This is a genomic window from Streptomyces sp. D2-8, assembly GCF_023184515.1.
Lineage (GTDB): Bacteria > Actinomycetota > Actinomycetes > Streptomycetales > Streptomycetaceae > Streptomyces.
Genome location: NZ_JAAHBP010000001.1, coordinates 211,399 through 229,812 on the forward strand (window position 1 = coordinate 211,399; position 18,414 = coordinate 229,812).

Annotated in this window: 16 protein-coding genes; 5 read left to right on the forward strand and 11 right to left on the reverse strand. The window is 70.6% G+C overall.

Going from position 1 to position 18,414, the window contains the following annotated elements:
• Positions 1 to 2 precede the first annotated feature (2 nt).
• The 7 genes from G3I77_RS00905 to G3I77_RS00935 are packed head-to-tail and all read right to left on the reverse strand — an operon-like array spanning position 3 to position 7,124.
• Positions 3 to 1,034, reverse strand: coding sequence for a 2-hydroxyacid dehydrogenase (locus G3I77_RS00905; RefSeq protein WP_248500473.1), 1,032 nt, complete (start codon positions 1,032 to 1,034; stop codon positions 3 to 5).
• Positions 1,031 to 2,107, reverse strand: a complete 1,077-nt coding sequence (locus G3I77_RS00910) for an ABC transporter ATP-binding protein (protein WP_248500474.1) — start codon at positions 2,105 to 2,107, stop codon at positions 1,031 to 1,033. The genes G3I77_RS00905 and G3I77_RS00910 overlap by 4 nt, the downstream gene beginning before the upstream one ends.
• Positions 2,085 to 2,912, reverse strand: a complete 828-nt coding sequence (locus tag G3I77_RS00915; RefSeq protein WP_248500475.1) for a DeoR/GlpR family DNA-binding transcription regulator — start codon at positions 2,910 to 2,912, stop codon at positions 2,085 to 2,087. The genes G3I77_RS00910 and G3I77_RS00915 overlap by 23 nt, the downstream gene beginning before the upstream one ends.
• Entirely contained in the window at positions 2,909 to 3,997 is a 1,089-nt protein-coding gene (locus G3I77_RS00920; RefSeq protein WP_248500476.1) for an ABC transporter ATP-binding protein, read from the reverse strand. The genes G3I77_RS00915 and G3I77_RS00920 overlap by 4 nt, the downstream gene beginning before the upstream one ends.
• Positions 3,994 to 4,818 carry a carbohydrate ABC transporter permease gene (locus tag G3I77_RS00925; protein WP_248500477.1) on the reverse strand — a complete coding sequence of 275 codons (825 nt, stop codon included), beginning with the start codon at positions 4,816 to 4,818 and terminating at the stop codon, positions 3,994 to 3,996. Before G3I77_RS00925 ends, G3I77_RS00920 begins: the two co-directional genes overlap by 4 nt.
• Entirely contained in the window at positions 4,815 to 5,699 is an 885-nt protein-coding gene (locus G3I77_RS00930) for a carbohydrate ABC transporter permease (protein WP_248500478.1), read from the reverse strand. Before G3I77_RS00930 ends, G3I77_RS00925 begins: the two co-directional genes overlap by 4 nt.
• Before the next feature lie 3 nt (positions 5,700 to 5,702).
• Positions 5,703 to 7,124: a sugar ABC transporter substrate-binding protein gene (locus G3I77_RS00935; protein WP_248500479.1), complete on the reverse strand. Its 1,422-nt coding sequence runs from the start codon at positions 7,122 to 7,124 to the stop codon at positions 5,703 to 5,705.
• 156 nt (positions 7,125 to 7,280) lie between these two features.
• Here G3I77_RS00935 and G3I77_RS00940 point away from each other — a divergent pair, with 156 nt between their 5' ends.
• Genes G3I77_RS00940 through G3I77_RS00950 form a run of 3 tightly spaced genes read left to right on the forward strand, consistent with a single transcriptional unit; the run spans position 7,281 to position 10,163 of the window.
• A complete protein-coding gene (locus G3I77_RS00940) occupies positions 7,281 to 8,753 on the forward strand; it encodes an FGGY-family carbohydrate kinase (protein WP_248500480.1) in 1,473 nt (490 codons plus the stop codon).
• Positions 8,750 to 9,382, forward strand: a complete 633-nt coding sequence (locus tag G3I77_RS00945; RefSeq protein WP_248500481.1) for a histidine phosphatase family protein — start codon at positions 8,750 to 8,752, stop codon at positions 9,380 to 9,382. Before G3I77_RS00940 ends, G3I77_RS00945 begins: the two co-directional genes overlap by 4 nt.
• A gap of 4 nt (positions 9,383 to 9,386) precedes the next feature.
• Positions 9,387 to 10,163: an SAM-dependent methyltransferase gene (locus tag G3I77_RS00950; protein WP_248500482.1), complete on the forward strand. Its 777-nt coding sequence runs from the start codon at positions 9,387 to 9,389 to the stop codon at positions 10,161 to 10,163.
• A 110-nt stretch (positions 10,164 to 10,273) separates the two neighbouring features.
• Here G3I77_RS00950 and G3I77_RS00955 read toward each other — a convergent pair whose 3' ends face one another.
• Both G3I77_RS00955 and G3I77_RS00960 read right to left on the reverse strand, forming a co-directional pair.
• Entirely contained in the window at positions 10,274 to 10,921 is a 648-nt protein-coding gene (locus tag G3I77_RS00955) for a superoxide dismutase (protein ID WP_248500483.1), read from the reverse strand.
• Positions 10,922 to 11,060: 139 nt separating this feature from the next.
• Entirely contained in the window at positions 11,061 to 12,440 is a 1,380-nt protein-coding gene (locus G3I77_RS00960) for an amino acid permease (protein WP_248500484.1), read from the reverse strand.
• A 509-nt stretch (positions 12,441 to 12,949) separates the two neighbouring features.
• On the opposite strand from G3I77_RS00960, the gene G3I77_RS00965 reads away from it, so the two are divergent.
• Positions 12,950 to 13,531, forward strand: a complete 582-nt coding sequence (locus G3I77_RS00965; protein ID WP_248500485.1) for a biotin transporter BioY — start codon at positions 12,950 to 12,952, stop codon at positions 13,529 to 13,531.
• 104 nt (positions 13,532 to 13,635) lie between these two features.
• On the opposite strand, the gene G3I77_RS00970 is transcribed toward G3I77_RS00965, so the two are convergent.
• Entirely contained in the window at positions 13,636 to 14,361 is a 726-nt protein-coding gene (locus G3I77_RS00970; RefSeq protein WP_248500486.1) for an LPXTG cell wall anchor domain-containing protein, read from the reverse strand.
• Between the two features lie 197 nt (positions 14,362 to 14,558).
• On the opposite strand from G3I77_RS00970, the gene G3I77_RS00975 reads away from it, so the two are divergent.
• On the forward strand, positions 14,559 to 16,586 hold the full coding sequence (locus G3I77_RS00975; RefSeq protein ID WP_374385103.1) for a protein kinase: 2,028 nt from the start codon (positions 14,559 to 14,561) through the stop codon (positions 16,584 to 16,586).
• Positions 16,587 to 16,667: 81 nt separating this feature from the next.
• Here the strand turns inward: G3I77_RS00975 and G3I77_RS00980 are convergent, their stop codons facing one another.
• Positions 16,668 to 18,158: an amino acid permease gene (locus tag G3I77_RS00980; protein ID WP_248500487.1), complete on the reverse strand. Its 1,491-nt coding sequence runs from the start codon at positions 18,156 to 18,158 to the stop codon at positions 16,668 to 16,670.
• Positions 18,159 to 18,414: the final 256 nt, after the last annotated feature.

Below are 18,414 nucleotides of genomic sequence, written 5' to 3' on the forward strand. Positions count from 1 at the left end.
CCTCAGGTCAGACAGTGCGCGAGCGGCTCCCCGCGCACCCAGCGGCCCACCTCTTCGGCGGCGATCCGCGCCGCCTTCTCCGCCACGGCCCGCGACGCACCGCCCAGGTGCGGGGTCAGCACCACCCGGTCGGCCGGCCCCAGCAGCCGGGAATCCGCCGGCAGCGGCTCCCGCTCGTAGGTGTCGAGCGCCGCCGCCGACACCTGACCGCTCTCCAGGGCGTCGCACAGCGCGCCCTCGTCCAGCAGCGGGCCCCGGGCCACGTTCACCACCACGGCGCCGGACGGCAGCAGCCCCAGCTCCCGGGCGCCGATCAGCCCCCGCGTCTCGGGGGTGAGCCGGGCGTGCAGGGTGATCACCCGGGAGCGGCGCAGGAGGTCGTCGAGCGAGGTCACGCGCAGGCCGTGGATCTCGCCGTGCACATACGGGTCGTAGACCATCACCCGTGCCCCGAACGCGCACAGCACGCGCGCGACCCGGCTGCCGACGGCCCCGTACCCGACCAGCCCGACGGGCAGGTCCTCCAGCTCCAGTCCGCTCTGCTCGTACGTGTAGTACGTCGCCCCCTCCCAACTGCCCTGCCCGGCGAGCGGGGTATGGGCCTGGGGGATGCGGCGCAGCGCCGCCAGCATCATGCCGACGGTGAACTCGGCGGTGGCGGCGGCGTTGCGGCCCGGCGCGAAGCACACCCGCACGTCACGGTTCCCGGCCGCGTCCAGGTTGACGTTGACCGGCCCGCCCCGGCAGACCACGACCAGCTTCAGATCCGGGCAGGCGGCGAGGACCTTCTCGGTGACTGGGCCCATCTGCGTGACCAGGACCTGCGCCCCGGCCAGTGCCTCGATCATCGCGTCCTCCGCGTCACTGGCCTCCTGCACCTCGGCGACCGGCCCGAACGGCTCCAGGGGCCAGCCGAGTTTCAGTTCCCTGACGTCCGCCCGCCCCACCTCGTGCTCCACCGCCCGCGTGATCAGCGACGGCAGGACGAAGTGGTCGCCGGCGGCCAGGACACGCACGCTGTTTCCGTCGGTCATCGCAGTGAGGCTCCTGTCTCGGCGTCGAAGACATGGGTGTGCCGGGGGTCGGCGGTGACCCGGACCCGCTCGTCGTGGGCGAGCCGTACCTCGGGGTCGGTGAGGACGACCAGATGCCGTTCGACACCGTCCAGGGCGAGGGTCGCCAGGCCCGACTCCAGCAGCGGTTCGTGGGCGACGACCCGGGCGGGCAGGCCGCCTTCGGCGGTGAGCCGGACGTCCTCGGGGCGGATCCCGACCACCACCTCACGGCCCTCGTCCACCGGCACGGGCAGCGCGACGCGCACCGTGTCGGAGAGACGGGCGTGCCCGTCGTCGGCGAGGCCGGGCAGCAGGGTGATCGCCGGTTCGCCGACGAAGTCCGCGACGAACACGTCGGCCGGACTGTCGTAGATCTCGTAGGGCGTGCCGAGCTGCTGGATGACGCCGTCCTTCATCACGGCGATCCGGTCGGCGAGGGAGAGGGCCTCCTCCTGGTCGTGGGTGACCAGGATCGTGGTGTGGCCCAGGTCCTTCTGGATGCGCTTGAGTTCCCGGCGGGTGGAGTCGCGCTGGGCCGCGTCCAGATGCGAGAGGGGCTCGTCGAGGAGCAGCACGTCGGGCTCGCGGATCAGGGCCCGGGCCAGGGAGACGCGCTGCTTCTGGCCGCTGGACAGGCCGGCCGGGCGGGCGCCGAGGAGGCCGGTCAGGCCGACCCGCTCGGCGATCTCCTTCACCTTGCGGTCGACGTCCCCGCGGGCGGCCTTGCGCCGGGCCTTCAGGCCGAACGCCAGGTTCTCCGCGACCGACAGCGGCGGATACAGCGCGTAGTTCTCGAACGCGACCCCGATGTTGCGCTGCTGGGCGGGCCGGTCGACGACCGACGCCCCTCCGACCAGGATGTCCCCGCCGGTGACCGGCTCCAGCCCGGCGATCATGCGCAGGGTCGTGGACTTGCCGCACCCGGAGGGCCCGAGCAGTCCGAGCAGCTCGCCGGACCGCAGGTTCAGATCGATGCCGCGTACGGCGTCCACCGAGGGCCGCCCCCGCGACCGGTAGGTCTTGCGCAGCTCACGTAGCTCCAGTCCCGTCATGGCCGCCCTTCGTCCCGCAAACCTCGTAACGGACCTTGTGCTCGTCCAGATCCCGCAGTGCCTCCGGCGACGCCCCGTCGTCCACGAGGAGCGTGTCGAAGCGGGACAGCGGGACGACCCGGTGCAGGGCGACCCGGCCGAGCTTGGTGTGGTCGACCAGCAGGACGTTGCGTGCCGCCGCGTCGAGCATCGCCCGCTTCACGGACACGATGTGCTGCTCCTGGTGGTAGGCGTAGCCCCCGTGCACGGCCGACGTCGACGCGAAGCACACATCCACCCGGAGCTGCTCGACCGCCTCCACGCACGACACCCCGAGGAACGAGGAGTGCAGCGGGTCGTAGTCGCCGCCGAGCGCCATCAGGTGGATGCCCCGCTGGTCGGAGAGGAGGTTGATGGCCTCCAGGAAGTTGGTGACGACCGTCAGCGGTGTGACCTCGGCCGTGCGCAGCCGCCTGGCTATCTCCAGCGTGGACGTGGAGTCGTCCAGCAGGATCGCCATCCCGGGCTCCACCATCCGCAGCGCGTGCTCGGCGACGGCGGCCTTCTCGGCCCGCATGCTCTTCAGCCGGTACTGCACGTTCGACTCGAAGACCCCCGACGGCTGCGCGGTCACCCCGCCCCGGAACTTCCTGACGATGCCCTGCCGTTCGAGCTCGTCGAGGTCCCGGTGGATGGTCATCAGGCTCACCCCGAACCGTTCGGCGAGATCCGCCGCCGTCGCCGAGCCGTCGGCCAGCACCTGCTCGGCCATGGCGGCCTGGCGTGCCGCGGGCCCCTGCTGTCCACCACTGCTGTTGCTGCTCATGGCTGTGTCTCTATCCGTCGTCCCGGTCGCTCCGGCCGGTCGGCCTCGAACAGCAGCAGGTTCTCAGGCCGGACCACGAGCCGTACCGGATCGTCCGGACGAAGGCGCGCCGCGTCGGCCCGGGGGGCCACCAGCGACACCCGCTGCTCCCCGCTCCCGAGCCGGACGGTGATCTCGACGGACCGCCCGAGCACCTCGGTCACGTACACGGTCCCGGTCAGCTCGTGGCCCTCGCCGTGCAGGGCGATGTCCCGGGGACGCAGGCCGACCAGGACGTCCGTGCCCGGCGCGGCCCGTGCCCGGACCGGCAGCTCGACCTCGCCGTCCGACCGCACGCCGCTCTCCGTCACGACGCCCGGCAGCAGGTTGATCCGGGGCCGGCCGAAGGCCCGCGCGACCTCGGTGTCGTGGGGCCGGTACCAGATCTCCTCCCGGGTGCCCGTCTGCACGATCCGGCCCTGACGGATGACCCCGATCCGGTCGCCGAGCGCCAGCGCCTCGACCGAGTCGTGGGTGACGTAGAGGGTGGTGGTGTGCTGCACGGCCCCGATGGCCTTCAGTTCGGCCCGCATCTGCTGGCGGAGTTTGGCATCCAGGTGGGAGAGCGGCTCGTCGAGCAGGAAGGCCCGGGCGGGGCGGACCAGGACCCGGCCGAGGGCGACGCGCTGCCGCTGGCCGTTGGACAACTGGCCGACGGGCCGGTCCAGCAGCCCCGAGATGCCGAGCAGTTCGGCGATCGCGCCGATCCGCTGCCGGGCCTCGGCGGCGGGCAGCCGGTGCCGGGGCGAGCGCAGCGGCGAGGCCAGGTTGTCGTAGGCCGAGCGGTGCGGGTAGAGGGCGTAGCTCTCGAAGCACATCGCCACGCCCCGGTCGTACGGCTCGACACCCCGCATGTCCTTGGCGTCGAGCACGACCGTGCCCGAGTCGGGCTGCTCGAGCCCGGCGACGGTCTTCAGCGTGGTGGTCTTGCCCGCGCCGGACGGCCCGAGCAGGCAGAAGAACTCGCCCTCCCGCACGTCCAGTTCGAGCTCGTCGAGCGCGAGCGTCTTCCCGTACGCCTTGCGTATCGCGCTCAGCCGGATCATGACTTCACCGCCCCGAACGACAGGCCCCGCACCAGATACCGCTGGATGGTCAGGGCCAGCAGCAGCGGCGGTACGACGGAGACCAGCGCGGCGGCGGCCGTGAGGTTGTACTTGGGCCGGTCCCCGCCGAGGAAGGACAGCGCGCCCACGGTCACCGTCTGGGCCGCGTTGGAGGTGAGGATCAGGGGGAAGACGAAGTTGTTCCAGGCGAAGATGAACGCCAGCAGCGACACGGCCGCGATGCCCGGCTTCACCAGCGGCAGGGCCACCTTGAAGAACGCCTGCTTGCGGGTGTAGCCGTCCAGCAGGGCCGCCTGCTCCAGCTCCGGGGTCAGATCGGCGAAGTACGACCGCATGATCCACACGATCAGCGGCAGCGTGACGAGTTGCAGCACCCACACCATGCCGACGTACGTGTCGAACAGCCCGAGCTTCTGGTACAGCACGAACAGCGGGATGATGACGGTGAGTTCGGGCGCGAAGCGGAACGACAGCAGCGTGAACATCAGGTTCTCCGAGCCCTTGAACCGCCACCGCGCCGAGGCGTACGCCGCCGGCAGCCCCACCACCAGCGACAGCACGACCGCCCCGACCGACACCACCAGGCTGTTGACGAAGAACCGCACGAACGGGATGCCCTCGCTGTCGCCGAGGACCGTCCGGTAGCCGTCGAGGGTGGGGGAGAAGGAGAAATAGGTGGAGAAGAGCTGGTCGGTCGGCTTCAGCGACAGGATCACCATCCAGGCGATCGGAAACAGCGCGAAGACGAAGTAGAGGATCAGGGCGGCGTCGCACAGCCACCCCACCAGGCGCTTCCTCATGTGGTCACCTCCGCGGCCTTCCGCTGGATCTTCCCCAGGTGCTTCACCAGCACCATCGCGGCCAGGTACACCACGGCCCACAGCACGATCGTGTAGCTGATCCCGAAGGAGTAGCGCTGGAAGCGGATGGCCTCCAGATACGCCCGGATCTGCAGGACGACGGTCGAGTCACCCGGCCCGCCTTCCGTCAGGGCGTAGATGATGTCGAACACCTTCAGCGAGTCCATGAACCGGAAGATCACCGCGACCAGCACGTACGGCCACAGCATCGGCAGGGTCAGCCGGCGGAAGGTGTACCACCACCCCGCGCCGTCCACGGCCGCCGCCTCGAACGGGGAGGTGGGCAGCGACCGCAGACCGGCCAGGGCGAGGATCGCCACGAACGGGGTGTAGACCCACACGTCCACGGCGATCGACGACAGCAGCGCACCCGTCGGGGTGTCGGTCCACTGCACGCCGCCGAGGCCGAAGGGCCTCAGCAGGTGGTTGACCACCCCGACCGACGGCTGGAGCATCAGCTTCCAGATGATCGCCGCGATCACCGGGGCGATCATCAGCGGCAGGATCAGGATCTTCTCCAGGATCCGGCCCAGCAGGGTCGAGCGGTGCAGCAGCAGGGCGACGGTCACCCCGAGCACGGTCTCCACGAGGGCCGCCCCGACCGCGTACAGCACCGTCACCCACGCCGAGTTCCAGAACGCCTCCTGCGTGAAGACGGCTCTGTAGTTCTCGAACCGCACCATGTCCGGCTGCGGTTTGCTCGCCGAGAAGTCGAACAGCGTGTAGTACAGCCCGAGCCCGAAGGGATAGAGGATCCCGCAGGTCAGCAGCAGTGCCGGGACGATGAGGAGGTACGGGCGCAGGGTGAGCCGCCACCCCATCGGCTAGCCCACCTTGCCGGCGAGGTCGTCCGCCAGCCCGTCCAGGACCGACTTCGCGCCCTGGCCGCCGTAGATCTCCTGGAGGGCCGCGGCCCAGCTGGTCGTCGCGTCGAAGAACTGCGCCTGCGGGGTGAACTGGATCTTCGTCTGGTCGACGACCGTCTCGAAGGTCTCCAGGAAGCCCGGCAGATGCCGCATCTTGTCCTTGTACGCGGCGTCGTCGGCGACTGACTTGCGCACCGGGTCGATGTGGTTGTGCGTGATCGCGCTCTTGCGCAGGTGCTCCTTGCCGGTCGCCCACTGCAGGAACAGCCAACTGGCGCTCTTCTTCTTGCTCTTGGCGTTCATGCCGAGCGACCAGATCCACATGTTGGTGGCGAGCGACCCGTCCGGCCCCTTCGGCCCGGGGTGGAAGGCGATCTTCCCGGAGGCGGGGCTGGCGCCCTTCACCGCCTGGAAGTAGGCGGCGGTGTCGGCGTCGAAGAGCATCCCTGCCTTCTTCGCGCCGAGGTCGCTGGAGCACTGGTACCAGGTGTACGACGTCCAGGACGGCGGTCCGCCCCGCTTGACCATGCGGGCCCAGTCCTCGGTGAAGGCGACGGCCTCGGGGCTGTTCATCGCGGGCGTGAGCTTCCCGCCGTCGACCGTGAAGTCCTTCAGCCCGTTGCGGGCGTACATCGTCATGAAACCCGGGTGGATCGTCGCCCAGCTCCTGGACCCGCGCACGGCGATCCCGTACATCCCGTCGAACCCGGCGCCCGGTGCCTTCCGCTTGATGGTGCCGGCGAGTTCGGTCAGCTCGTCGAACGTCTCGGCCGGTTTCACGCCGAGCTTGCGGAACACCTCGGTGTTGTACGCGACGACGTTCGTCTCCCAGCCCCACGGCAGCGCGTACTGCCCGCCCTGGCCGAGCGGCGCCCCCGCCTTCAGCGACCACTGGTCGGCCTGGAGCAGGTTGGGGAAGAAGTCCGCCTGGTCCCATTCGGCGCCCGTCGCCGAGGAGTTGCGCATCCAGGGGCCGAGATCCTCCAGCCAGTTCGGCGGCCCGTACTGCCACACCATGTACGCGCCGAGCATGAAGACGTCGTAGGAGGCACGCCCGCTGGACAGGTCCACGGTGAGCTTGTCGAAGTAGTTGTCCTCGGGGAAGACGTCGTACTCGACCTTGATGCCGGTCTTCGCCGTGAACGACTTGAGGTCGGCGATGAGGGCGTCCGTGTACGGATGCTTGTTGAGCAGCGCCTTGACGGTGGTGCCCTTCTCCCGCTTCCAGTCGAAGGAACCGGTGACGTCGTCCGCGGCGGAGCCGTCGCTCTTGTCGTCGTTCCCGCCGAAACCCGCGCCGCAGGCCGCGAGTAACGGGGCCGTCGCCGCCCCGGCGGCGAGGGCGAGGAAGCGCCGGCGGTCGTGCACGTGCGTGTCCATCCGTACCTCCGCGTGGAGCCTGGTTAACACGTCGAGTCGACTCGTTAACAGAGGGTGGAACGGCTGAAGTTGGGCGTCAATCCCTCGCGCACGGGAAAATATCGGGGCACAGTGAGAAGTTCACAGATCCGGCTGCGACGGCGTGGGAGGTTCCGGATGGTGGACGAGGGTGCGGGCTGGCTGGGCGTCGACCTGGGCACGCAGAGCGTCCGCGTGCTGCTCGTGACCGCCGACGGCACGGTCCTCGGCAGCGGCTCGGCCCCGCTGACGGGCCGGCGGGACGGGGTGCGGCACGAGCAGGACCCGCTGCGGTGGTGGGCGGCGCTGTGCACGGCGTCCCGGGCGGCCCTCGGCTCCGCGCCCGGGGGCCTGCCGATCGGCGGACTCGCGGTGTGCGGCACGTCCGGCACGGTCCTGCTGACGGACGGCTCGGGCCGTCCGGTGAGCCCCGCGCTGATGTACGACGACGGACGGGCGAAGACCGAGGCCGCTCGGGCCCGGGAGGCCGGGCTCGCGGTCCAGGACACGTGGGCGCTGCCGAAGGCGCTGTGGCTGCTGGGGGAGTACGGCGGCGCCTCGCTGCGCCTGGCGCACCAGCCCGACCTGATCGTCTCCCGGCTCACGGGTGAGCCGCCCCCGGCCGATTCCAGCCATGCTCTGAAGACGGGCTACGACCTGGAGGGCGACCGCTGGCCGGAGGCCGAGCTGGCTCGACTCGGCGTCCCCGACGGCCTGTTCCCCGGTGTCGTCCCCCCGGGGACGCGCCTCGGCGAGGTCGGTCCGGCCGCCGCCGACGCCACCGGCATCCCCGCCGGCACACCGGTGCTCGCCGGGATGACCGACGGCTGCGCGGCCCAGATCGCGTCGGGTGCGCTGCGGCCCGGCTCCTGGAACTCCGTGCTCGGCACCACGCTCGTGCTGAAGGGCGCCGCCCGCGACCCGGTCCGCGACCCCACCGGCGTGGTCTACAACCACCGTGCCCCGGACGGCACATGGCTGCCCGGCGGGGCGTCGAGTGTCGGGGCCGGGGCACTGGCGGCGCACTTCCCGGAGGCCGACCCGTCCGAGATGGACGCACCGGCCATGGCGTTCGAACCGTCGAGTGCGGTCGCCTACCCCCTCGTCTCGCCGGGGGAGCGGTTCCCGTTCCGGGCACCGGAGGCGACTCCGTTCGTCCTGGGCGACCCTGCGGACGACGCCGACCTGTGGGCCGCGCTGCTCCAGGGCGTCGGCTTCGCCGAACGCCTGTGCCTGGACTATCTGCACCACCTCGGCGCGCCCCTCGACGGCCCGCTCACCTTCACGGGCGGCGGCGCCCGCAGCCCGTACTGGAATCAGCTGCGCGCCGACATCCTGGGCCGCCCGGCCCGCGTCCCCGAGCAGACGGAACCGGCCCTGGGTATGGCGGCGCTGGCCGCGTACGGGGCCTCGGGGGCCGGTGCACTCGCGGACGTCGCCGAGCGCATGGTCCGCGTCCGGACCGTCGTCGAACCCCGCCCCGGCCGCACGGCCGTCTTCGCCGAGCCGTACGCGCGTCTGGTCGACGCCCTGCGGGACCGCGACTGGCTGCCCGGTCCGGTCGCCGCGCACGCACACAGCCGTCTGAGCAGGGATACTTCCGGGTCATGAGTACGACCCTCCTGCTGGTCCGCCATGGACAGACCGTCTGGCACGCCGAGAACCGCTACGCCGGCATCAGCGACATCGACCTCACCGACACCGGCCGCACCCAGGCCGAGGCCCTCGGCCGGTGGGCCGCCGCCCATCCCGTCGACGCGATCTGGACGTCCCCGCTGTCCCGCGCCGTCGCCACCGCCGAGCCCGCCTGCCAGGCCCTCGGCCTCACCTCCCAGAGCGAACCCCACCTGCGCGAATGCGACTTCGGCGTGCTCGAAGGCCGTACGCTCGCCGAGTTCGAGGCCGAGGACCCGGAGTGGGCCGCGGCCTACCGGGCCGACCCGGTGGAGCACTCCTTCCCCGGCGCCGAGGACCCGCTGGCCGCGGCGGCCCGCGGTGTGCGCGCCCTGCGGGACATCGCCGCCTCCCACCCCGGTGAACGCGTCCTGGTCGTCGCCCACAACACCCTGCTGCGCCTGGTGTTGTGCACCCTGCTGTCGATTCCGGTCGGCGAGTACCGCAGAGTGCTCCCGCGGTTGCGGAACGCGGCGATCAGCGAGCTGCGCATGAACCCCGACGGTTCCGCCGCACTCCTCTCACTCAATGTGCCGTGCGAGACGGATGTCCCCGTAGCACTATGAGCACATGACGCAGATCGACACGTCGGTGCCGCATTCGGCCCGGATCTGGAACTACTGGCTGGGCGGCAAGGACAACTACCCGGTGGACGAGGCGGCCGGTGACGCGTACACCGCCGTCTTCCCCGGCATCGTCACCATCGCCCGCAGCAGCCGTGCCTTCCTCGGCCGCAGCATCCGGTACCTCGTCGAGGAGGCCGGTGTACGGCAGTTCCTCGACGTCGGCACCGGCCTGCCGACCGTCGACAACACCCACGAGGTCGCCCAGCGTCTGGCCCCCGAGGCGCGGATCGTCTACGTCGACAACGACCCGCTGGTCCTCGCCCACGCCCGCGCCCTGCTCACCTCCACCCCTCAGGGCGCGACGGCGTACGAGCCCATCAACCTCCACGAGCCGGAGCAGATCGTCGAGGCCGCCGGGAAGACCCTCGACCTCACCCGGCCCACGGCCCTGATCCTCAGCGGCATCCTGGGCCACGTGGCCGACTACGAGCAGGCCCGCGACCTGGTCCGCCGCCTCCTGGCCGGTCTGCCGCCGGGCAGCTACCTCTCCCTCAACGAGGGCTCCCGCGGCACGGATCCGGCCTACGAGCAGGCCCAGGACGCCTACAACGAGACGGGCGCGGTCCCGTACTTCCTGCGGCCGGCCGAGCAGATCGAGGCGTACTTCGAGGGCCTGGAGCTGGTGGAACCGGGCGTGGTGTCGGTGCCGCTGTGGCACCCGGAGCCGGGCGCGCCGACCGAGCCGATCGGCCAGCACGGCGGTCTGGGCCGCAAGCCGTAGCGCGCCCAACGGGAAACCCCCGCGAGTCACGTCCTCGCGGGGGTCCCCTTCTCTCCGCCTGCCGTTCGTGAGGGTGAGAAGACGATCACGAGGCAGGACGCTTCACGGCCTCAGGGGGCCAGCAGCAGCACGTCCGCCCGGGACCTGGCGGCCTCGTAACGCCGGGCCACGTCCTGCCAGTTGACGACCTGCCACATCGCTTCGATGAAGTCGACCTTCTGGTTGCGGTACTGGAGGTAGAAGGCGTGCTCCCAGGCGTCGAAGACGAGGATGGGGGTGGCGCCCTGGCCGACGTTGCCCTGGTGGTCGTAGACCTGCTCCACGATCAGCCGCCCGCTCAGCGGCTCGTGGGCGAGTACGCCCCAGCCCGAACCCTGCGTGGTGGCCGACGCCTTGGACAACTGCGCCTTGAAGCGGGCGAAGGAACCGAAGGACTCGGTGATCGCGTCCGCGAGCTCACCCACCCCGTCCTGCGCCAGCGGCTCGCCGCCACCGTCCTTGGGGCCGGTCATGTTCTGCCAGTAGATGCTGTGCAGGATGTGCCCGGACAGGTGGAAGGCGAGGTTCTTCTCCAGCCCGTTGACCGCCCCCCACGTCTCCTTGTCCCGCGCCTCCGCAAGCTGCTCCAGCGTGTCGTTGGCACCTTTCACATAGGCGGCGTGGTGCTTGTCGTGGTGCAGCTCGATGATCTCGGGGCTGATCACGGGGGCGAGTGCGGAGTAGTCGTAGGGCAGTTCAGGCAGCGTGTAGACGGGCATGGGCGGGTTCCCCTCCGGACCTCTTGTTGCAATAGACTTGCAACTGCACGCTAGCAGCAGGAAGGCGGGAACGGGTGGTCAGGGCACGCAAATGGCCCCCGCGTGTGTCGCGGGGGCCTTTCACCGGGGTGGGGGGGCGCTACTGCTTGGCGCGGGCCTTCTGCCAGCCGTACCCGACCGCCGCCAGGGCCAGGACCATCCCGCCCGTCGAGTACAACTGCACCCGCGTGTCCGGCTCCCGGGCCATCAGCACGAAGACCGCGGCCATGCCGGCCAGGGCGGCCCAGGTCAGGTAGGGGAACGCCCACATGCGTACGGCCAGCTTGTCGGGTGCCTCGCGTTCCAGGCGGCGGCGCAGGCGCAGCTGCGAGACGGCGATGAAGATCCAGACGACCAGGATCACCGCGCCGATCATGTTCAGCAGCCAGGGGAAGACGTCGTTCGGCCGCCAGTAGCTCAGCAGCACGCACAGGAACCCGAAGACCGAGGACGCCAGGACGGCGATCCGCGGCACCCCGCCCGAGACACGGCCCAGCCCCTTCGGGCCCTGGCCGCGCTCCACCAGCGAGTAGGCGATGCGGGAGGCACCGTAGATGTTGGCGTTCATGGCGGACAGCAGGGCCACGAGGACGACCACGTTCATCAGCTGGCCGGCGCCCGGGATGCCGAGCTCGTCGAGGGCGGCGACGTACGGGCCCTTCTCGACGACCGCCTTGGAGTCCCACGGCACCAGGGTGACGATGACCGCCATCGAGCCGATGTAGAACAGCGCGATGCGCCACATCGCCGTACGGACCGCGCTCGCGACGCCCTTGACGGGGTTCTCCGACTCGGCCGCCGCGATGGTGACCGTCTCCAGGCCGCCGTAGGCGAAGACCGACGCGAGCAGGCCGATGACCAGGCCCTCGCCGCCGTTCGGCAGGAAGTCCGTGAGGTGACTCGCGCCCGGCGAGTCCGTGCCGGGCAGGATCCCGAGGATCGCCAGGACACCCAGCACCAGGAACAGGGTGATCGCGCCGACCTTCAGCGCCGCGAACCAGAACTCGAACTCGCCGAAGTTCTTCACGGCCGCGAGGTTCGTGGCGCAGAAGACGACCATGAACAGCGCCACCCACGCCCACTCCGGCGTACCCGGCAGCCAGCCGCTGACGATCTTCGCGGCGCCGATGCCCTCCAGGCCGACGGCCGTGCAGAGCAGCACCCAGAAGGACCAGCCGGCGGTGAATCCGGCCCAGGGGCCGATCGCCCGCTCGGCGTGCGCCGAGAACGACCCCGACGACGGATACGCGGCCGACATCTCGCCGAGCATCCGCATCACCAGCATCACGAGGACACCGGAGAGGGCGTAGGCGACCACGATCGACGGACCGGCCGCGGCGATACCGGCACCGGAGCCGACGAACAGACCGGCTCCGATCACCCCGCCGAGGGCGATCATCGACAGGTGGCGCTGCTTCAGGCCATGGGAGAGGGAGGCGTCGTCCGTGGTGGGCGGCGTCCCCGTGGTGGTGCTGGGCATGGGCGCGGCTCGTCCTATGCGTGAGAGGCGTACGAGAGCAAAAACGCCGCCAGTCTCGGATGCCTCTCCGCTCACACGGAGAGGCATCCCACTATGCGGACGGTCGCGTCGCTCTGTGTGGCCGGGCGGCGACCGGCGTGTAGTGCGAGGCGTCGCCCTCGATGCCCACGGGGATGTCCCCGGTGACGGCGTAGTGCGCCGGGCCTGGGCAACCATGTTCGCGCCGCCGGAAAAGTGGCCCGGGGCTGCCCGGACGGCGACCGACGGGCGAGACGGTGGACTCGCTGCCTTTGGCGGAAACCTACAGACGCCTCGATTCCCGCTTCCGTGTCGCATGGCACCCCATCACCGTGACCGGCATCACGCCGTACTCGCTGTAACCCGCATCCTTTGTTCGAAGTCGACCAAGCGCCGGTCCACGCCTTTGTCGAGCGCTGACGGTGATCGGCGCGAGGGCGCTGGGATAGCGTCGCGGTGTCCCGACCGGCCCTCACTCCCGCGGAGTCCCCATGAGCACCGCTGCCGCCACACCCGCCCGCGCCGGACAGGTCCTCGCCGACCTGCTCCCCGCCTCCCGAGTCCGGGACGCGGCCCTCGTGCTCGGCGGCGCCGCGCTCACCGGCCTCGCCGCCCAGCTCTCCGTGCCCGTGCCGGGCTCCCCGGTACCGGTGACCGGCCAGACCTTCGCCGCGCTGCTCGTGGGCACGTCCCTCGGCGCCGGCCGCGGCTTCCTCGCGCTCGCGCTGTACGCCGTGGCGGGCATCGCCGGCGTGCCGTGGTTCGCGAGCGGCACTTCCGGTGTCGCCCCCTCCTTCGGCTACATCCTCGGCATGATCCTCGCCGCCACCGTCGTGGGCGCCCTGGCCCGCCGCGGCGCCGACCGCTCGATGCTGCGCATGGCCGGCACGATGCTCGTGGGCGAGGCCATCATCTACGCGATCGGCGTGCCCTACCTGGCCCTCGCCGCCGGCATGTCCGCCACCGCCGCGATCGCGGCCGGCCTCACGCCGTTCCTCATCGGCGACGCGGTGAAGGCCGCGCTGGCGATGGGCGCCCTGCCGACGGCCTGGAAGTTCGCGAACAAGCGCTGACACCGCAGGCGTTGCCGAGAGGCCCGCCGGGGGCGCGACGTCCCCCGGCGGGCCTCTTGTCGTCCGCACGGTTTGTCGTCCGCACGGCGCGACAGGGGGCCGGTTCAGTCCTCCTGAGCCCCCGGCCGCCGCCGCTGCGACCACCACATTCCGGCCACGCCCGCCGCGAGCAGCGACGCGCCGACCGCACCCAGCGGCAGCACGTCACGGGCCGGACCGGTCTTCGGCAGCTCCTTGCCGCCCGGGCCCGCCGGCTCGTTGTCCGTGCCGAGCAGCAGGGGAGTGGCCGGAGCGTCCGGCGACGGGTTGCTCGTGCCGAACGGCACCGGGCCCTGCTGCCAGAACGTCCTCTTCCCGTCGCTCGCCTGCACCGGCAGGCAGATCTTCCCGGTCTTGCCGAGGTCGAACGTCGCGTCGACGGCGTACGACTTCGACTTACCGGCCGCGAGATTGTCGATCGGGCATGCGAATCCGCTGTTCGAACCCTCCGGAAGTCCGTTCTCGGGTATCGCCGAACATCCCTCGACACCCTTGACGACAAGCCCGTCGAAACCGACGACCAACAGCCTGATCTTCCCGCTGTCCTTGCTCCCCTCGTTCTTCACCGTGGCGGTAATAGCCGTCTTTTCCGAACCGTTGTCGACCGAGATCTTCTCGGGCAGCAGCGTGGTGAGCTTCACGCCCGCGGGCGCCTCGCCGACTACCTTTCCCCCCTTGCTGCTTGCGGGTCCCTCGTCCTCTGCGCCGGCCGTGCCGGAAAGGATCATCATCGCCGAGAAAGATGCCATGACCAGCGATCCCGTGACCGCTGTCGTACGACGAGAACTCATGTTCGTCCCCCCTCGCGTCCCCCTGGGCTGCGCCTGAATTCGCAGCACTGAAAGAGGTACCACAAGTTTTCGCCGCACTATCCTGGTACGGCGCGAAGTGTGACCGTTGTGTTTCACTGGAGTCGGTCGCGGCGTCGTGGAGGGGGTGCAGCGGATTGCCGGGGAATGCGAACAGCGGCGGTGTTCCAGGGATATTGGTGACGGGACGCTATCGGTTGGTCGAAAGTATCGGCCAGGGGGGAATGGGGCGGGTGTGGCGAGCCGCCGACGAAATACTCGACCGGCCGGTCGCCGTCAAGGAAATGCGTATCGACGGTCTCGACGCGGAGGACAGCAGGACCCGCCGCGAACGCACCCTGCGCGAGGCGAGGGCCACGGCCCGGATCGACCACCCCAACGTCGTACGGGTGTACGACGTGGTCGACGAAGGTGAACGCCTGTGGATCGTCATGGAGTTGGTGGCGGGCCGCTCCCTCGAACGGATCCTCGCGGAGACGGGCCCCCTGGGCCCCGGCGAGACGGCCCGCGTCGGACTCGGTCTGGTCGCGGCGCTGCGGCAGGTGCATGAACGGGGCGTACTGCACCGCGACATCAAGCCCGGAAACGTGCTCGTGGAGCACGCGTACGGGGTGGCCGGATCGGGACGCGGCAACGGCACCGGTTCCGGCCCCGGACGGCGCGTCGTCCTCACGGACTTCGGCATCGCCGCGATCCAGGACGCCAAGGCGCTCACGATGGTCGGCATGCTGGTCGGCTCGCCCGACTACATGGCCCCCGAGCGCATCTCCGGCCGCCCCCAGGGCCCACCCTCCGACATCTGGTCCCTCGGCGCGACCCTCTGCGCGGCCCTGGGCGGTCGCTCCCCGTTCTCCCGCGACACCACGCTGGCGACCCTGCACGCGGTCCTGTACGAGGAACCGGAACTCCCCGCCGCTTCGGGCCCGTTGCGGGACATCCTGACGTCCCTGCTGGCCAAGGAGCCGACGGCTCGCCCGGACCTGGAGGCACTGGAGTCGGCGCTGGAACCGGTGGCGTTTCCGGCCCCGACCCCGACGGTCGCGGTGGGGCTGCGGGAGGCGGAACCGGAGCGAGCACGGGAGCCGGAACCGGAGTTCGCGTCGGCCCATGAGCCCGCGCCGAGTCCGGACCTCGCGTCCACCCCGGACCTCGCGTCCGCCCATGAGCCCGCGCCGGGTCCGGACCTCGCGTCCGCCCCGGACCCGGAACCCCTTGGAGGGCAACAACCAGCTCCGGAAGGGCAGTCGCGGACACCCCTCCCCGCACCCCCACGGGAGTCACCCACTCCCGCCTGCCTCCCGGCTCCCGGTCCCGCCGATCCACGGGACCCCCGCCGGCACCACCACGCCACACCTGCACTCACACCCACGGAAGCCGCCGCGAAGGCCCAGCCGGTGGCGGCCGTTTCGGAAAGCCGAGCCGGCGGCGCCACCCACCGCCGGAGCCCCGTCTCCCTCACCCGCGCACAAGCGGAGACCGAGCGCCGCCCCCGCCCCAGACCCGTGCCGATGCCGCCGGGCGAACTCCCAGGCCCCGCCGCCCCGGTCACCCCTCGCCGCCGCCCCCGTTCCCGTACCGGCGCAGGGCGTCGCCGCTACGTGCTCGCCGCCGCGGCAGCCGCCCTCGCCCTCGCCGGGACCGTCGCCGGAATCCTGCTGGCGACGTCATCAGGCTCTCCGGGCGGTGACGACACCCCCCGCGCCGGATCCTCGGCGTCCGCGCCGGCCACCACCGGCGGTACCACCCCCTCGCCCACCGTCGAGGGCACCACCAGGCCGCAGACGCTGCCGCCCGGTACGCACCGGGAGGCCGGCGGGTTCGCCTGGGCGACGCCCGAAGGCTGGCGGCGGGACGTGAAGACGGGCGCGGAGGTGCACTACACCTCCCCGGACGGAGCCCAGGAGCTGGTCGGCAAGTCCTCCCTGGCCCGCGGCGACCTGCTGGAGACCTGGCAGACCTCGGAGCGCAACGCCCACCAGGGCCAGGACTACCGCAAGGTCCGCCTGGAGGAGACGACGTTCCGCGGCCACCCGGCGGTGGTCTGGGAGTACACGTTCACGCTGAAGGGCGTGCACTGGCACGCCCGCCTGCTCGGCTTCAACGTGACCGGCAAGTCGTACCAGGTGAACACGTGGTACCAGGCCGGGATCGAGCAGGAGGCTCTCGCCGTCTACGAGGAGGTCAAGGACGGTTTCACGGTGCTGTAGGCAGACGTAAGGGGTCTGCGGCGCGTGCGGCAGCACGCACCACGGGCCCCCGTTCACGACGAACGGCGAGCGGCCGGAGGATCAGCCGGCCGACACCTTGTTGCGCTCCTCAGTCGGAACCTGCGAGGCGTCGGCGGCCGGCCGTCCCCCACGCAGTCCCTTCTTCACGAAGGCGATGGCGAGCACCACCGCCGCGACGAGCAGCGACAGCAGGATGGTCTGGCGCCCGTCGTGCTCGGTGTCGGTGAGCATGTAGCCGAGGATGAACACGATCAGCGCGGCGGTCGCCCAGGTCAGATACGGGTACAGCCACATCTTCACCACGAGCTTCTCGGGCGCCTCGGCCTTGATGATCTTCCGCATGCGCAGCTGGGAGAAGCAGATCACCAGCCACACGAACAGGGCGACCGCGCCGCTGGAGTTCACGAGGAAGAGGAAGACGGAGTCCGGGAACTTGTAGTTGAAGAAGACGGCGACGAAGCCGAAGGCGACGGAGGCGAGGATCGCCGTGCGCGGCACGCCGTTGGAGGTCGTGCGGGCGAAGGCCTTCGGCGCGTCGCCGCGCTGACCGAGGGAGAAGGCCATGCGGGAGGCCGTGTAGAGGCCGGAGTTGAGACAGGACAGCACCGAGGTCAGCACGATGAAGTTCATGATCTGACCGGCGTGCGCGATGCCGAGGGAGTCGAGCGCGGCGACGTAGGAGCCGTCCTTGGTGATGGACTTGCTGTCCCACGGCAGCAGGCACACGACGACGGCGATCGAGCCGAGGTAGAAGACGGCGACACGCCAGATGATGCTGTTGGTGGCCTTGGTGACGGCCTGCCGCGGGTTCTCGGACTCACCGGCGGCCAGGGTGGCGATCTCGCTGCCCATGAAGGAGAACACGACGAGCAGCACACCGGTGAGGATGGCGCCGGCCCCGTTGGGCAGGAAGCCGCCGTGCTGGGTGAGGTTGCTCAGCCCGGCCTGCTCACTGTCCACGCCCGGCAGCAGCCCGAAGACGGCCAGCCCGCCGATGACGATGAACGCGGCGATGGCGACGACCTTGATGCCCGCGAACCAGAACTCGAACTCGCCGTAGGAGGCGACGGAGACGAGGTTGGTGGCGGTCAGCACCACCATCACGATCAGGGCCCAGCCCCACTGGGGCACGGCCGGTATCCACCCCTCGAGGATCACGGCTCCGGCGGTCGCCTCGACCGCCAGCACGACGACCCAGAAGAACCAGTACAGCCAGCCGATGGAGAAACCGGCCCACGACCCGAGGGCCCGGTCGGCGTGCGCGGAGAAGGAACCCGAGGTCGGGTTGGCGGCCGACATCTCACCGAGCATCCGCATCACCAGCACCACGAGCGTGCCGACGAGGGCGTACGACAGCAGGATGCCGGGCCCGGCGGTGGCGATACCGGAGCTGGACCCCACGAAGAGTCCGGCGCCGATGACACCGCCGATGGCGATCATCGAAAGATGACGATTCTTGAGCCCGGCCTGCAGCCCGGAGCCCTCGGCTCCGGGTTCTCCGGGCCCTCCGGGGTCGTTTCCGGTCTGGTTCAGAGTCGGCTGCGAGGTCATGGAACGGTTTTCCTTTGCGCCGGGGAGCTGTACTTCCGTACGAACCGCACAAGCCGCACGAACGAGGGTGTGTCGCGGCATGACGGTGCACGGGGGCCCCGTACGAGCGATGTACGAGTTGGACCAGTGAATCGGAGGTGAATGAGCAAGAGAACCTTTGAATCAAGATTGTTACTTGAGGTTTTCCTGATGTTCAGTAATGTGGCTCACACGCGCCTCGGGTTTTCGTGAGCGCCACCCCGCGCACTTTCCCCGA

Excerpts from the sequence above, each read along its gene's own strand:
- G3I77_RS00915 (WP_248500475.1), bottom strand. The coding sequence starts at position 2,912 with ATGAGCAGCAACAGCAGTGGTGGACAGCAGGGGCCCGCGGCACGCCAG.
- G3I77_RS00955 (WP_248500483.1), bottom strand. The coding sequence starts at position 10,921 with ATGCCCGTCTACACGCTGCCTGAACTGCCCTACGACTACTCCGCACTC.
- G3I77_RS00930 (WP_248500478.1), bottom strand. The coding sequence starts at position 5,699 with ATGGGGTGGCGGCTCACCCTGCGCCCGTACCTCCTCATCGTCCCGGCA.
- G3I77_RS00960 (WP_248500484.1), bottom strand. The coding sequence starts at position 12,440 with ATGCCCAGCACCACCACGGGGACGCCGCCCACCACGGACGACGCCTCC.
- G3I77_RS00905 (WP_248500473.1), bottom strand. The coding sequence starts at position 1,034 with ATGACCGACGGAAACAGCGTGCGTGTCCTGGCCGCCGGCGACCACTTC.
- G3I77_RS00935 (WP_248500479.1), bottom strand. The coding sequence starts at position 7,124 with ATGGACACGCACGTGCACGACCGCCGGCGCTTCCTCGCCCTCGCCGCC.
- G3I77_RS00940 (WP_248500480.1), top strand. The coding sequence starts at position 7,281 with ATGGTGGACGAGGGTGCGGGCTGGCTGGGCGTCGACCTGGGCACGCAG.
- G3I77_RS00925 (WP_248500477.1), bottom strand. The coding sequence starts at position 4,818 with ATGAGGAAGCGCCTGGTGGGGTGGCTGTGCGACGCCGCCCTGATCCTC.
- G3I77_RS00965 (WP_248500485.1), top strand. The coding sequence starts at position 12,950 with ATGAGCACCGCTGCCGCCACACCCGCCCGCGCCGGACAGGTCCTCGCC.
- G3I77_RS00945 (WP_248500481.1), top strand. The coding sequence starts at position 8,750 with ATGAGTACGACCCTCCTGCTGGTCCGCCATGGACAGACCGTCTGGCAC.
- G3I77_RS00910 (WP_248500474.1), bottom strand. The coding sequence starts at position 2,107 with ATGACGGGACTGGAGCTACGTGAGCTGCGCAAGACCTACCGGTCGCGG.
- G3I77_RS00980 (WP_248500487.1), bottom strand. The coding sequence starts at position 18,158 with ATGACCTCGCAGCCGACTCTGAACCAGACCGGAAACGACCCCGGAGGG.
- G3I77_RS00950 (WP_248500482.1), top strand. The coding sequence starts at position 9,387 with ATGACGCAGATCGACACGTCGGTGCCGCATTCGGCCCGGATCTGGAAC.
- G3I77_RS00920 (WP_248500476.1), bottom strand. The coding sequence starts at position 3,997 with ATGATCCGGCTGAGCGCGATACGCAAGGCGTACGGGAAGACGCTCGCG.
- G3I77_RS00970 (WP_248500486.1), bottom strand. The coding sequence starts at position 14,361 with ATGAGTTCTCGTCGTACGACAGCGGTCACGGGATCGCTGGTCATGGCA.